At 45.0% G+C, this 15814-nt stretch carries 10 protein-coding genes and 1 pseudogene; 9 read left to right on the top strand and 2 right to left on the bottom strand.

The features are described 5' to 3' along the window. Positions 1-149 precede the first annotated feature (149 nt). A pseudogene (locus tag B4240_RS00980) lies at positions 150-533 on the top strand (transposase family protein); the annotation flags it as partial. Positions 534-606: 73 nt separating this feature from the next. Here the strand turns inward: B4240_RS00980 and sat are convergent. Continuing rightward, a complete protein-coding gene (gene sat, locus B4240_RS00975; protein WP_296236336.1) occupies positions 607-1860 on the bottom strand; it encodes a sulfate adenylyltransferase in 1254 nt (417 codons plus the stop codon). 289 nt (positions 1861-2149) lie between these two features. On the opposite strand from sat, the gene B4240_RS00970 reads away from it, so the two are divergent. The 3 genes from B4240_RS00970 to B4240_RS00960 all read left to right on the top strand — a co-directional run bounded on the left by B4240_RS00970 (position 2150) and on the right by B4240_RS00960 (position 5159). Continuing rightward, a complete protein-coding gene (locus tag B4240_RS00970) occupies positions 2150-3835 on the top strand; it encodes a nitrite/sulfite reductase (protein ID WP_296236335.1) in 1686 nt (561 codons plus the stop codon). Next, entirely contained in the window at positions 3828-4424 is a 597-nt protein-coding gene (locus B4240_RS00965; protein ID WP_105245758.1) for a DUF934 domain-containing protein, read from the top strand. Before B4240_RS00970 ends, B4240_RS00965 begins: the two co-directional genes overlap by 8 nt. Positions 4425-4520: 96 nt before the next feature. After that, complete coding sequence (locus B4240_RS00960; protein WP_296236334.1) at positions 4521-5159, top strand: phosphoadenosine phosphosulfate reductase family protein; 639 nt, start codon at positions 4521-4523, stop codon at positions 5157-5159. A 108-nt stretch (positions 5160-5267) separates the two neighbouring features. Here B4240_RS00960 and B4240_RS00955 read toward each other — a convergent pair whose 3' ends face one another. Beyond that, positions 5268-6011, bottom strand: coding sequence for an SDR family NAD(P)-dependent oxidoreductase (locus B4240_RS00955; RefSeq protein WP_296236333.1), 744 nt, complete (start codon positions 6009-6011; stop codon positions 5268-5270). Positions 6012-6463: 452 nt separating this feature from the next. Between B4240_RS00955 and B4240_RS00950 the strand changes: the two genes are divergently transcribed. The 5 genes from B4240_RS00950 (at position 6464) to B4240_RS00930 (ending at position 15779) form a co-directional block, all read left to right on the top strand. Then, a complete protein-coding gene (locus B4240_RS00950; RefSeq protein WP_296236332.1) occupies positions 6464-7414 on the top strand; it encodes an acetyltransferase in 951 nt (316 codons plus the stop codon). A 251-nt stretch (positions 7415-7665) separates the two neighbouring features. After that, a complete protein-coding gene (cysG, locus tag B4240_RS00945) occupies positions 7666-9276 on the top strand; it encodes a siroheme synthase CysG (RefSeq protein ID WP_296236330.1) in 1611 nt (536 codons plus the stop codon). A gap of 127 nt (positions 9277-9403) precedes the next feature. Beyond that, complete coding sequence (locus B4240_RS00940) at positions 9404-9898, top strand: hypothetical protein (RefSeq protein ID WP_296236328.1); 495 nt, start codon at positions 9404-9406, stop codon at positions 9896-9898. A gap of 268 nt (positions 9899-10166) precedes the next feature. Continuing rightward, positions 10167-11687: an exonuclease SbcCD subunit D C-terminal domain-containing protein gene (locus B4240_RS00935; RefSeq protein WP_296236326.1), complete on the top strand. Its 1521-nt coding sequence runs from the start codon at positions 10167-10169 to the stop codon at positions 11685-11687. Between the two features lie 78 nt (positions 11688-11765). Beyond that, positions 11766-15779, top strand: coding sequence for an AAA family ATPase (locus B4240_RS00930; RefSeq protein WP_296236325.1), 4014 nt, complete (start codon positions 11766-11768; stop codon positions 15777-15779). Positions 15780-15814 lie beyond the last annotated feature (35 nt).

Below are 15814 nucleotides of genomic sequence, written 5' to 3'. Positions count from 1 at the left end.
TTACCTAAAAAGCTGCCTAGTCGTGTCGATGAGGACATCAATTGGTCAGTCGTCATTGTCGATGCCACCGAAACCCCTATTGAGCGTCCAAAAAAAACCAAAGAGACTACTACAGCGGTAAGAAAAAACAACACACCTTAAAAGCGCAGGTTATCGTTCATTGGCAAACTGGTTTGATACTTGATGTGCAAACCTGTAAAGGGTCAATCCACGATTTTAAGCTGTATAAAGATACTTGTCCTGATTGGTTACCTGAGAATACTAACTATCTAGCAGACAGTGGTTATCAAGGGTTAGCAAAGCTACATAACCAAACTTTCACACCATTTAAGAAACCTCGTGGTGGTCAGTTATTGGAGATATGCAAACAGGCCAATCACTATCTGGCAAAGTTCCGTATTGTGGTTGAGCACAAAATAGGCTTAATCAAACGGTTCAAAATCGTGGCTCATAAATATCGCAACCGTCGTCAGCGCTATGATCTTAGAATGAAGCTGTTTGCTGGTATCATTAATTCCGAGCTTAAACTATGACTTTTGCAAGAGGTCTAATAAAAAAGGGTCAGATAATAAACCTGACCTTTTTTTATTGTTTAATATTTAAGACTTATACCGCAGAGGCACCAACCAATTTCACCTCAGCACGCTCATCGATAGCGATTCCCGCATAATAATCGCGCAAAATCTGCAAAACTTCTGGACGGCTAAAGTTATCTGGGACTTCCTCGTCTTCTGATAGCGCTTTACGTAGCTTGGTGCCTGATACTTTGACATGCTCGGATGCGTCATGCGGGCAAGTTTTATCAGACGCCATCGCGTTACAGGCATTACACCAAAACGTCCAGCCAATTTTTAGCGGCTGCGTGATTAAATCGTCTTTTCCGACATAATCAAAAATAGCCTGCGCATCAAAGGCGCCATAGTAATCACCAACGCCCGCGTGATCACGGCCGACAATCAGATGGCTACAGCCATAGTTTTGGCGGAACACCGCATGTAACAAGGCCTCGCGTGGACCAGCATAACGCATATCTAAGGGATAACCAGCTTGGATAACGGTGTCAGCTCTAAAGTAATTATCAATCAAGGTTTTAATCGCTTGTTGGCGCACTTCTGCTGGGATATCACCGGGTTTTAGCGCGCCAAGTAGTGAATGAATCAATACGCCATCGCAAATCTCGATAGCAATCTTAGCAAGGTATTCGTGCGAGCGGTGCATGGGGTTGCGCGTTTGGAAGGCAGCAACGGTTTTCCAGCCTTTGGCATCCAAAATTTCGCGGGTTTCGCTAGGGGTTTTATAAATCTCAGGGTATAAAGTTGGAAACTCGCCTTCGCTCAACACCTCAACGCTACCTGCGATATTGACCTCATCTTGATTGAGCACTTGCTGCACGCCTGGATGCTCAGGGTCTGTCGTGGTAAATACTTTTTGGCATTCATAGGCTTTATCAATGCTATAAGTTTCTTCTACCGTTAAGATGCCCATAATCTCGCCATCTTGCGCCACCAACGCCACTTTATCACCTTGGTTTAGCTTATCTGCGGTTGCTTTCGGCGCTGACAAGGTAATGGGAATTGGCCAAAACAAGCCAGCATTGTCGCCGCTTTGCAAGCGCATATTATCAACCACACCTTGCCAATCAGATTGATTCATAAAACCATTTAACGGCGTAAAACCACCAATCCCAAACATAATCAAATCACCGCGCTCGCGTGAGCTCAATGTAATGGTTGGCAAGGTGCTGGCAAGTTTTAACGCCTGCTTATGCGCCTCACCTTTTAACAATAAGGGCTTAAGTGTGCTGCTGCCATGCGGCGGGACGAGTTTTGAGGGTTGTTGATTGGGGGCGGAAGATGTCATTTTTAAAACCTTAATTAATAGTTAGAAAGATAGCCTTATCAGAGAAAATTAGGACAGGGATAATGAAGGATTAAATTTAATAAACATAGGCTACCTAACTTTGGTTAGGAAAATCTATGCTGTGTTTGGATATGGATATGTCTTAAAGGAATTTATCTTTAGCGAGTCGAGCTTATATGATGTAAAACTGAATGGTTTACCTTGCGATTGGCAATAAAAGCGCTTATACGCAAATCATTTTCGCCGCCGCTGTTAAATGAATAAGTTAAAACAACATTGAGATTACGTCATGTATCAATACAACTACGCTGACCAAACCTTGGTAGAGGAACGCGTCGCCCAGTTTCGCGACCAAACCGAACGGTTTTTGGCAGGTGAGCTGCCAGAAGAGCAATTTTTGCCGCTGCGTTTGCAAAACGGGCTTTATATCCAGCGCTACGCACCCATGCTGCGTATCGCCGTGCCATACGGGTTACTGGCAACCTATCAATTGCGTAAATTGGCCGAGATTACCCGCAAATACGACAAGGGTTACGGCCACTTTACCACCCGCACCAATATGCAGCTGAACTGGCCAAAACTTGAAGAAGTGCCAGATATTTTGGCGGAGCTGGCGTCGGTACAAATGCATTCCATCCAAACCTCGGGCAACTGTATCCGTAATACCACCACCGACCCTTATGCTGGTATTCATAAGGAAGAGATCGCCGATCCGCGTCCTTATTGCGAGATTATCCGTCAATGGTCGACCTTCCATCCTGAGTTTGCTTTTTTACCACGTAAATTTAAGATTGCGGTGATTGGTACGGCGAACGATCGAGCAGCGACGCAAGTCCATGATATTGGACTGCATTTAAAGAAAAATGACGCAGGCGAGCTTGGTTTTGAAGTGATTGTCGGCGGCGGACTTGGCCGTACGCCAGTGATTGGCAAAACCATTAATACATTCTTACCGCGCCAGCATTTGCTTAGCTATTTAGATGCGATTTTGCGCGTCTATAACCTGCATGGTCGCCGCGACAATAAGTTTAAAGCGCGTATCAAGATATTGGTCGATAGCATGGGCGGACCAGCGTTTGCCAAATTGGTCGATGCCGAGTGGGAAGCGCGTACCAAAGATGGGCCTTTGACCTTGACCGATGCAAACTTTGACAAAGCCAGTAGCTATTTTACCGAGCCTGATTACCTCACCTTTGATGCGCTACAAGTACAGTCGGATTTGCAGCAGCAATTAGACGCTGATAAAGACTTTGCTAACTGGTATCAACAAAATACTGTGGCGCATAAAGTGGCGGGCTACCGTGCGGTGGTTATTTCCCTAAAAGCCGGTTTGGTCGATGGTAAATATGTGCCTTCAGGGAATATTAGCGCCGCGCAAATGGACGCCCTCGCCGATCTTGCCGATGAGCATAGCTTTGGCGAGCTGCGCGGCACTTATCAGCAAAATCTGGTCTTTGCCGATGTGCAAACCAACCGCTTGTACGAGCTGTGGCGGTTGCTTTCGGCGCTACATTTAGCCCGTCCAAATATCAATACCCTAACCGATATGATCGTCTGCCCAGGCTGGGATTTTTGCTCGCTTGCCAATGCCACCACTCACAATATCGCCGAGCAAATCGAAAAGCAGTTTGATGATCTCGACTACCTTTATGACTTAGGTGAGATTCGCCTCAATATGTCAGGCTGTATGAATGCCTGCGCGCATCATCACACGGGCGATATCGGTATTTTAGGTGTCGATAAAAAAGGCGAATATTGGTATCAAATCAGCCTTGGCGGCAACTCGAGCAACGATGCCAAAATCGGAAAGATATTGGGCAAAGCCGTGCCAACTGAGGCCGTGGCGACGACAATACAAAAAATAATCGACGTCTACCTAGAGCAGCGCGTGACTAATGACAATGACGTCGAAGGCTTTGGCGAATTGGTCGATCGTATCGGCATTGCCCCTTTTAAGGAGAAGGTCTATGGCTAATCATCATGTGTTCAATAGCGATGGCGCCGATATCAGCGAGACGGATACCTGGCTTGCGCTTCGTACCGATGAGCTGCCGGACGGTATTACCCTAACCGATATATCACTGCTAGAGCTGCTACAAAGACAAGAAAAGCTTGAAGTCGTTTTACCGCTTGCTGATTTATTAGATGCTAACGGCAATATTGCAGGTGGACTGTTACAACAGGTGCGTGAGTTATTAGCCGAGCATATCAGCCGTGTGGGCGTTTGGGTGACCTCAAATAGCGACACCGAAGTATTAACGCGCATACCAGAGTTTTTATTGCAGCAAGATTTGATTGTGATTCACGTGCCCGCTTTTACCGATGGACGCGGTTTTAGCTTTGCCCAAACCTTACGTCAAATCGGCTATCAAGGCGAGATTCGTATGGCTGGCAAGTTTGGCCGCGATCAAATCGCTTATTTGCTGCGCGCAGGGGCAGACAGTTTTGTGATAAGCGCGCATGACCTGCACTCTATCTCTGATATCAGCCAAGCATTTAACGCACTTGCTAGCAGCTACGACGGTCGCAATGCCGCCGACTTGCCGATGTTTGCTGGTGCTTAAGCTTAGCTTTAACCATCACACTTATTATTAACTATTTTTACTGCTGATTATTTTTACTACTCATCATTTTGAGGCACAACCTTTAAGGAATCTACCATGAGCCAATTACACCCAAATCTAGATATCGATCTAGCCAACCAAGAACTAAAAGGTAAATCACCAGAAGAAATCGTCGCATGGGCGCTTAGCCAAGCAAAAAACCCCATTATCACCACCAATTTCCGCCCATATGAGTCAGCAATTTTGCATTTGGTTGCTAAGCAGCGTCCTGATATCACGGTATTGTGGGTGGATTCTGGCTATAACACTGATGCCACCTATCAATTTGCTAATAAAGTCATCCGCGATTTAAACTTAAACGTCATCACTTATATTCCTAAGCAAACGGCCGCCTATCGTGACGCAACCATGAACGGTATCCCAGGGATTGATAATCCGCAGCATGATGAATTTACCGACCAAGTCAAACTTGAGCCATTCCGCCGCGCGTTAGACGAGCTAAAACCTGACGTGTGGTTTAACGCCATTCGTAAAGACCAAACCGAATTCCGTCAAGGTCTTGATGTATTAAGTCTCTCAAAAGATGGCGTGTTAAAAGTGGCGCCGTTATTTGAAAAAACCGACGCCGATTTAGATGCGTATCTTGAAGAGCACAACCTGCCCAATGAGTTTGATTACTTTGATCCAACCAAGGTTGAAGAGCACCGTGAGTGTGGTTTGCATACGCAGCTTTAAGCTCTACTTTAAGCTCTACAGTTAACCTGTAAAAACAGAAAAGCCCTCTCAACTTGAAAGGGCTTTTTCGTTGCTAATGAAGTAAAAAAGTCTTGCGAATATCTGCAGCTATTTACGCCCAAGCACCCAGCCACCATCCATAAAGACATTGGAGCCATGCATATAGTTTGAGTCATCAGATGCCAAGAATACCGCTAGTGCTGCAATCTCTTCGGGCTTGCCGGCGCGCTGAGCTGGGATACGGTTTAGGCGGTCATCGTCGATACCTTCTGTCATCGGAGTTTCAATAAAGCCTGGTGATAAAATATTGACTTTAACCCCTTTACTACCAAAATCAAATGCCAACTGCTTAGTGAAGCCCAACACTGCATGCTTGGAGGTCACATAAGCGGAACCGCCTGGCCCTGCCATTTGCGTGGCCTGTGAGCCAACATTGATAATCGTCCCATGCCCCTGCTTGATAAAGTGCGGAATCACGGCTTTTGCGGCAAGATATGGCGCTTTGACATTAATTGCCATTAATTTATCATATAAATCTTCTTCTAGCTCGACGGCATTGTCATAACCGTCATGGATGCCGGCGCCATTATATAAAATGTCGATTTGGCCATAAGTTTCTAAGGCTTTATCGACCACCGCCTGAATCTCAGCTCGATCGGTCACGTTCGCTTTAACAAAGATAGCTTCTTGGCCTTTGTCTTTAATGTCGTTGACAATGCGCTTGCCGTCTTCTTCATCGCGACCTGTGACGACGACTTTGGCACCCTCGTCGGCGTACGCTTTTGCCGTCGCTTCGCCCAGTCCTGAGGTGCCGCCAAACACAATGGCGACTCTGTTTTGTAATTTCATCATGTTCATCCTTGTTTTGTATACTGTAAAGTTAGCTTTTTCCTATCATTTTCTGCTCAAAGATAGATTAACATAGTCGTCTGACGAGCAATGTTAGGCTCTGTAGGTTAATTTTTATCAGCCATGTATGAGCGTTATTTATTCCTTTTAATGCTATTCTCAGCCCGTTTAATATCATCGTTTTTTTCTGTTTTTAGTAGACGGATAAATAAGAAAATGGAACTTTACAAGGCTTTGAGCTGCATAGATGTTGCATAAATAACGTTTTTTTAACGCTTTATCGCGTAACATTGAGGTATTCTATGGCATTAAAGCTGGCGCACCATCGGATGAGATAGTGAGCCAATCTTTTACCGTTAACCCATCTTTTACCGCTAAACTATGGACAAATAGCGCTCACTTTTATACTCAAGCTCGGTAGTGGTTTACCGCACTCATCAATACGGATATTTGATATGCCTTTTATAAAAAAAATCGATTCATTCTATGAAAAATTGCACGATAAACTGCCATCTGTAGGCAAGGCAGCCTCTTTACTAACGGGTACGGGCGTTCTCACGGCCAATAGTGCGATGGTTGGTCTGCCAATTTGGAGCTTAGGCGCAGCAAAAGTATTGACTGGCGCAAAAGTTGCCGATGATGCGCTGATTGCGATTACCAAATACTGGATTAACAGTAATAACGCCGTGATTGATCATGCGCTGCCGCATAAAGATTGGCGCATTAACATGCCCGACGATCTGAGCGAAGACAAGCAGTACCTGTTGGTAAGTAATCATCAATCGTGGGTCGACACCAGTATCGTGCAATATACCAGCCAAGACACGCTGCCTTTAACACGGTTTTTTACCAAGTTTAATTTGATTTACATTCCTGTGATCGGTCAAGCGTTTTATTTCTTGGATTTTCCGATGATGAAGCGTTTTTCTGCCAAAGCGATGGCAAAAAATCCTGAGCTTAGAAAGCAAAATCTGCTTGAGGCCAAGCGCGCCTGTCGTCAATTAAAAAACAAGCCCTTTGCCCTGTTAAACTATTTAGAAGGCACGCGCTTTACTCAAGAAAAGCACGACCAGCAAAAATCCCCTTATCAGCATTTATTAAAACCACGCGCTGGCGGGCTGTCGCTTGCGATTAATGCATTAGGCGATCAGTTGGACTCGATTTTAGACATTACCATCGTCTATCCCGACGGCGCGCCCGACTATGATGATTTATGGAAAGGCAACATTCGCCGTTTGGGCGTTGATGTGACACGTTTAAAAATACCAGACGAGTTATTTGCTGCGATTATGGACGGCGGTTATGACCGCGACGAAGCTACTAAAAAAATGATGTTTGATTGGCTCGAGGACATCTGGCAACAAAAAGATGCTCGTATTACTAAGATGCTAAGTGAGTTTGAATAGGTTTTTATCAGCCTATTAAATCCAATTCTATAGTTATCATGAACGCCTAACGTGAATACTGGCCCCAGACTTTATAGTTAGTTTGGGGCTTTTTTATTCCTCCATTATCCATCGCTATTCCACATCCATTTAAAAACCATGACCAACATGACAAAAGCGAATATGTTAATGCCAATTCACTAGGTGAGCGCCTGCCTGTGATACCGCATAATGGTGGCATATTTTATATTGACTGAATCATTGGTGATGCTATGAACACCTTTCCGCTATTTTTTAAATTAGAAGACCGCAAAGTGCTCATCGTTGGTGGCGGCGATGTGGCGCTACGTAAAGCTGATTTGCTTAGCCGTGCTGGTGCTGCCATCACAGTGCTTGCGCCAACTATCAGCGCTGAGATACAAGCTTTACTTAGTGATGACAAGCACGAACTGATTTATGAGAATTATAATAAAACCTATATGGCAGGCGCGCGCGTCATTATTGCGGCAACCGATGATGAAACGCTCAATCATCAAATCCACGCTGATGCCAGTGCGCTAAACATTCCCGTCAATGTCGTCGATACGCCGCACTTATGCGACTTTATATTCCCAGCCATTGTCGATCGCAACCCCATCGTCATTGGTATTTCCTCAAACGGCAAAGCGCCGGTGTTGGCGCGCCTGTTGCGTGCGCGCTTAGAAACGTTGATTCCACAAGGTTATGGCAAATTGGCAAAACTTGCTGGCGACTTTCGTGATGAGGTAAAAGCAAAAATTCCAACCTTGACAGGGCGACGCCAGTTTTGGGAACGCGCCTTTGAAGGTGAAGTCAGTCAGCTGATGTTTGCCGGTAATGAAAAGGAAGCGGCGGCGCAACTGCAAGCCGATTTAGATCATACAGCTGTAGCTAGCGGTGCAAAAGATACAGCAGATAATATATCTAGAAAATCCGCAAGTCCGCAAAATGCAATGGGTGAAGTTTATATCGTTGGTGCAGGCCCCGGGGATCCAGAGCTGCTCACCTTTAAAGCGCTGCGTCTTATGCAGCAAGCCGATATCGTCTATTATGATGCGCTGGTTTCGCCGCAAGTATTGGATTTATGCCGCCGCGATGCCGATAAAGTGTTTGTTGGTAAAAAACGCAGCAATCATGCCGTCGCGCAGCTTGGTATCAATGAGCTGCTGGTCAATAGCGCAAAAGAAGGCCGGCGTGTGGTGCGTTTAAAAGGCGGCGATCCGTTTATCTTTGGCCGCGGCGGCGAGGAGATTGAAAGCTTGCGCGCGCACGGTGTGCCTTATCAAGTCGTCCCCGGCATTACCGCTGCCAATGCTGCTGCTAGTTATGCAGGGATTCCTTTGACGCACCGCGACCATTCGCAATCGGTACGTTTTGTCACGGGATTTTTAAAGGCTGGTGCGCCCAATAGCAATTTTAAAAGCTTCCTTGATACTGACGAAACCGTGGTATTTTATATGGGGCTACATTCGCTGCCGCGTTTGACCGAAGGTCTAATTGACGCAGGTCGCAGTAGCGACACTCCGATTGCTATCGTCTCTAATGCCAGTATGCCAAATCAGCAAGTATTGACTGGCACGCTTGCCAACATCGTTGAGTTGCAAGAAAAAAATCAGCTGCCGACGCCTGCCCTGCTCATTATGGGAGATGTGGTTGCACTGCATCATGATTTGGCTTGGTATCATGTAGCCAATGAGCAACCAAATCAGCAAAACAATCAAAATACTGCTGATACCGATGACAATTGGTTACGCGGTGGCAAAGCGGTAGCGGCTAAAACCTCTACTAGCCAGCAGGCACATGCGTTATCGATGGTCGCTAATTTGTCAACAGCTGATGATGTGGAGCAACTGGTAATTGGCTAAGTGCTATTAAGGTCAAGCCACTATCGAGATTTAGATAGCATCAAAAACCTCTTAGAGAGCTTCACCGCTTAGCAGAACCATCCAGCTTATGATGAAAACTAAGCATCAACTATAGAAGACCCTAAATATGATAAGTAGATATTTATTCCTAATTCCTATCTTAGTTCTATTTCAATTTGGTTGCACTAATCAAATAGTAAGTAATACTTCTAACTCAGTGATAAGAACGAAAAATTCACTCGATCTATTCTCTTATTATAATAAAAGCAATAATGTTCAACTAGCTGCATTATTATCAGGTAAATTTACAATAAAGAATGGATGTCTTCTATTTGGCGATGTAGATGGTTATATAACCCCAGTGTTTAATACGAAAGCTAGTAATATCAAAGTTGACTTAGATTCAAAGACTGTAATCTTAAATGCAATAGCAGTCCCATTTGATACAGAAGTTTTCGCAGGAGGCGGTTTTATTGATAAGAAAAATCTTCCTCCACTTCAAACTACTGGCGATGAAAAATGCTTAACGGATAGAGTAGCAACTATACATTCTATTGAAGTCCTAACTCCTGAATTGCGTAGAAAATTCTTACTTGATTGGGACGATAAGCCAAAGCCGTAATGAAATTCAATATTAATAATTATATTAATAGAAAGTTAGTTTTTGGGATTGCTTAACTGTGACAGGATGCGCAAGCCAAGCATTGGAAAATTCACAAAATGTTCGTAACAAGTCGAGTGCATTGATACTCTAAACAATCTCTAACAGAGATTTCTTAATCCTTATAGTGAATCAATCAAGTGAATCAATCATAAGTTTATAACCAGAGCAAACCGCAGCAATTCTTGCTAGAATAATCGCGGTCTTCTACTCATTATTAAGTTCACTTATGCCTGCATTTGCTATTAAACCACTTACCATACTCCATACCTCCGACTGGCATTTGGGACGCAGGCTTTATGGGCGCATGCGTTATGAGGAATTCGAAGCCTTTTTAAGTTGGTTACAAGAGACCATTAGCGCGCAGCAAGTAGACATATTAATCGTCGCCGGTGACATCTTTGACACCATGACGCCAAGTAACCGAGCACAGGCGCTGTATTATGAATTTTTGGGCAAGGTGTCAAAGTCCTGCTGTGAGCATGTGATTATCGTTGCTGGTAACCATGATTCGCCGACATTTTTGGACGCACCAAGTAAGGTATTAAAGTTTTTAAACGTCCATGTTATCGGTACCGCTTGTGACGATGTAAACGATGAAGTCTTAATTTTAGACGATGCCGCTAGTACCCCGTATTGTATTATCGCCGCGGTGCCTTACTTGCGTGATCGTGATGTGCGCAGCAGTCAGGCTGGCGAGTCCGCGGACAGTAAAGATGCCAATGTTATCAAAGGCATTCGCGCCCACTATGATAAAGTGGCGAGTATTGCTAAAGCGAAGCAGGCAGAATTAACCGAATCCCACCAACGCCATATTCCGATTATTGCCACAGGGCATCTGTTTGCGGCGGGCGGCAAAACCACCGATGATGATGGTGTGCGCGATCTGTATGTCGGCTCGCTTGGTAAAATCTCCGCCGACACATTTGATGATGGCTTTGATTATGTGGCGCTTGGGCATCTGCATGTGCCGCAGCGGGTTGGCGGCTATGAGCATATCCGCTATTCAGGCTCGCCTATCGCCATGGGTTTTGGCGAAGCAAAACAGCAAAAACAGGTGTTACTGGTAAAATTTGGCGCCGTAGTAGACGATTTTAAGGATAAGACATCAAGTGCTCCTATTGAACAGTCTTTACCGCCTATCAAAGAAGCGCCCAAAAAAATAGCCGCGCCAACGGCTGAATTTATGGATGATTTATTTGGTTTTGTTGAGCAAGAAGAAAACGCAGCAATTAACGTCGATGAAGAGTCTTTTAATCAATCAGATACGACACAGCTTGATACCTCTTCCAATGTCGCGTCTACTTTAGCCTCTCAAAGACTGCATCATGATGAGACGCGGCAGATGCAAGTTGTCTCCCTTCCCATTCCTTGCTTTCAAAAGCTGGCACAAATAACGGGTGATTTGTCTACCATCGCTGCTACGATAAAATCATTGGAACCGTCAGAATCTATTTGGCTAGAAGTTATTTATGACGGTGATGAAATCGTTAACGAGCTGCGTGAAGAAGTGAGCGCCATGATAGAAGGCTTAACTTGTGAAGTGTTAAAAATCAAAAACACGCGCACCTATAATAAAGTACTTAATCAGCAGCAATCCTCTGAAACCTTACAGGACTTAAATGAGCTTGAGGTGTTTGATAAATGCCTAGACATCAATGGCATTGCCGATACGCAAAAAGCGTCGTTGCGTGATGCTTATCAGCAAATTCTCCATCACATCTATCATGATGATAGCCGAGCTGAATAAATGAGCAATGAGCGCGGCATCAAACATAAATTCCAAATCCCAATCTAAACCATCCATTCAAACGACAAAGACCGACACATGCGCCTAATTGAACTACGACTTAAAAACTTAAACTCCTTAAAGGGCGAATGGCATATTGATTTTGCAGATTCCGCGTTTATTAATGAAGGGATATTTGCCATTACTGGGCAGACCGGCGCTGGCAAGACCACGATTTTGGATGCGATTTGTCTTGCGTTATATGGCGAAACGCCGCGAATCAACAGCATCAGTAAAAGTAGTAATGAGGTCATGACGCGGCAAACGGCGGAGTGTTTCGCGGAAGTGGTCATTGATTTAAATGGTACCCAATATCGCTGCCGCTGGGGGCAGCGCCGCGCTTATGGCAAGGCGGATGGTAACTTGCAAGATGCGACCCACGAGATCGCTTTGGTAAAGCCTAAAACTGTCGATAACAATAATGCTGATAGTAAAGATGATAAGCTTAAAGGCGATGAAATACTAGAAAGCAAACTCTCCCGCACCAAAGATAAAATCGTTGAGCTGACACGGATGGATTTTCAGCAGTTTACCCGCTCAATCTTGCTCGCCCAAGGCAGTTTTTCGGCGTTTTTAAAGGCAAAAGCCGATGAACGCGCCGATATCTTAGAAAAAATCACTGGTACAGATATTTACGCGACGATATCGACCCATGTCTTTGAAAAAAAACGTAGCGAGGAAGAAATACTCAATAAATTGCAGTTTGGCTTAGATGGCTTAACGCTGTTAGAGGCAGATGAAGAAGCACTGATTAATGAAAAACTAACCGCCCATCAAACCGCACAAACCGAGCAGCAACAACACTACCAGCGTCTAAACGAGCAAATTAATTGGCTTGATGCCATCACAGAGTTAGAAAAAAACGTCGGCAATTATGAAAAGGAAGTGGCAGCGGCAAAGCAGGCGCAGGCAGATTTTATTCCCGATGCTAAGCGCCTTAACGCCGCCAATAAAGCCTTGGAGATTGACAGTCAATACAGCCAACTTATTTATAACCGTGACACCGTCGAGCGTTTGCAAAAAGATCAGCAGGTGCTAACTCATCAGCTGCCCAAGCAAGAGGCTGACCTCGCGCAAGCTTTACGTACGCTAAAAATGGCTAAGGCTCATACGCAGACCGCAAGTGACGCGCTACAAACTGCTTTGCCCAAAATTACCCAAGCCCGCAAACTGGATGCGGCAATCGCCCAGCAGATGCACGTGTTAGACGACAATCGCCAAAGAAAACAAGCGATAACGACCAATACCCAGCGGCTGCATCAAGAGATAGAAAATCATACAGTCCAGTTCAATCAGGACAAAGCCCAGCTGGCAATGATAGAAAAGCACCTGAGTGACGCCGCCGCTCTGCACGATATTGATACCGATGCGGCAAATTTTGACAGTCATGGCAGCCGCCTAAAAGCGCTGCTACAAGACAATGCCACTTTAGCAGTCGATAAAGTAAACCATTACAACCACATAGAACAGTATCAAACCAATCTTGATAAATGTCAGCAGCAGCAAGATAGCGCTAAGGCTCAGATTGCTGACGCGCGTGAGGAATTAACGGCTTTACAAGACAAGCAGGCCGACTTAACTAAAGAGCAGTCACTGGCTGATATCCGCGCTGAGCAAGAGCAACTTGAACACATCAGCAGTCAAATTGAGCAAGTGAGCTTTAAAATACAGCAAGTTGATGCGCTTGCCTTACAAATCAACAAGATAAACACTACCCTGCCCGCCATCAATAACGCCGTGACAAAAATGGCAGCGGCGATTAGTGACAACGAAACGGCTATAGTAGACGCAAAAGAGCGGCGTCAAGACAAGCAAAAGCTGCTGGACGCCTGGCAACAGATGGCAAGTTTAGAGCACTACATTAGCCAGTTAAAAGCGGGCGAGCCTTGTCCGCTTTGCGGCGCGCTTGAGCATCCTTATAGCGCGCACCATCCTGTATTAAATAAGGAGCAATCTGACGTTGCCCAAACGCAGCAGCAGATAAGCGAGCTTGATACGGCGCTAAATGCGCTAGAACAAACCCTATCCCAGCAGCGTATCGAATATGCCACCAGTCAAAGTCAGATTAAGCAGTTGCAAGAACAAAAAAATCCACTACATGAGCAGCTAACAACCTTGGGCACGGAGATTGGACGCTTGATACAGCCGCTTTTGGATAAAGCTTATTCTAACGCCATCGCCGCAAGCATTAATCAACTTGCCCAATTTGGCAGGGACATAGATTTATTGAGTAAGCAAATAGCGGCTGATTCAACCGGCTCAGCAAGTTCCGACCTTATAAAAGAAAGCTTAATAAAAGATAATTTATCATTGCTGGATACAATTAAAGCCCAACTTGCCAAGCGTAGGCAGTATCTAAAAAACACGCTTACGCAGTATGAAGCGCTAAGCGATGAGCTTAGCATAGCAAATAAAGCCATTGAAACGTTTGAAAAGCAGCAGTATCAGCTTGCTAGTGATATTCATAAAATTAAGACCGATATTCAGATAAGCTCGCTAGCTTTAGAGGATATCGACAAAAAAATCTGTACAAATTTTGCTGAATTAACCACGCTTAAAGACGCTATATCAGCGATATTAAATAAATATCTTGCCGGCAAGTATGAATTAGACGGCGTGACAGAGCCTGCCGCCTTACAGCCGCTGCTAGCGAGCATCGAGCAGCAAATTGTGCTAAACGAAACGGACTACGACGCTTATATTCAGACGCTGCGTCAGCAGCGTAGTAACTTGGTGCAATTAAAAAAGCAGTTTAATGCTTATAAAGATGAACAACAAACCCTGTTGAGCGCGCTTAGTAGCGCAACCGTGCAAATCGATACCAAGCAAGCACAGCTGGACAAAGAGGAAGCTGAGCTTAATAGCTTGCTTCAAGCCATTAGCGATAAGACAGAAGCGCTGGCGCAATTAACCGCTGAGCGGCGCGATATTTTTGCAGACAATATTTTTGCAGACAATACGCTCAACATCGATGCTGATAATAGCAATATTCATCCCGATGACATGGAGACGCGATTACGTACTGTCCTTGAACAAGCGCATAGCGAACAAGCAGCCGCGCAGCGCCAATTAGATAGCGCTGAGCTTACTCTTAAACAATTACAACAACAGCAGCAGCAGATTATCGATCAATTAACGAATGCTACCACTGCTCTGACGACGCAAGAAAACATTTTTCAAGCGGCGCTCGCCAGCTCTGATTTTATTGATGAAGCAGAATTTATACGCGCGCGCCTCCCTGCTGCAGAACGTCATAGTTTGACTGAGCAGCAGCAGCAAATAAACGATGATCTAAAGCAAGCGCAATCCTTGTTGACTCAAACCATGCAAGCGCTTGCAGAGAAAAAATCTACACCTTTAACCAATGAAGACAGAGAAACACTCGTTCAGCAGCAGCAGCTCATACAAAACGAATTGCAGCGCTTGATTGAGTCAATCGGCGCCATGAGTCAACAGCTCAAAGACAATGAAGAGAAAAAAGGTAGTCAGCAAGCCCAGCGCCAAGCGATTGCTCAGCAAAAAGAGACCCTGCAAATCTGGCGACAGCTCAACGAATTGATCGGCTCAAGTAGTGGCAAAAAATATCGCACTTTTGCACAGGGCTTAACCTTTGATATCATGGTGACACACGCCAACACCCAATTGCATAAGATGAGCGATCGTTATTTGCTGACTCGCGATGATAACAACCCGCTCGAGCTCAATGTCATCGACAACTATCAAGGCGGCGAGGTACGCAGTACCAAAAACCTCTCGGGCGGTGAAGGCTTTATTATCAGTTTGGCGCTAGCGCTTGGACTGTCGCAGATGGCCAGTCACAACATTCGCGTTGACTCGCTATTTTTAGATGAAGGCTTTGGCACCCTCGATGAGGAATCGCTTGATATTGCGCTTGATACCTTGACCAGCTTGCAACAAGAAGGCAAATTGATTGGCGTTATCTCGCACGTGCAAGCGCTAAAAGAGCGTATTTTGACCCAAATTCAAGTCACCAAACTATCAGGCGGCTATAGTAAAATTACAGGGCAAGGCTGTTATCATATCGCCAGTTAATGCGACAAATGCGACAAAGATTTTAAGGTGGCTCA

The organism is Psychrobacter sp. UBA5136, assembly GCF_002414005.1.
Classification (GTDB): Bacteria; Pseudomonadota; Gammaproteobacteria; order Pseudomonadales; family Moraxellaceae; genus Psychrobacter.
Note: the sequence above shows the minus strand (reverse complement) of the source record. Positions and strands in the feature narration are given on the sequence as shown.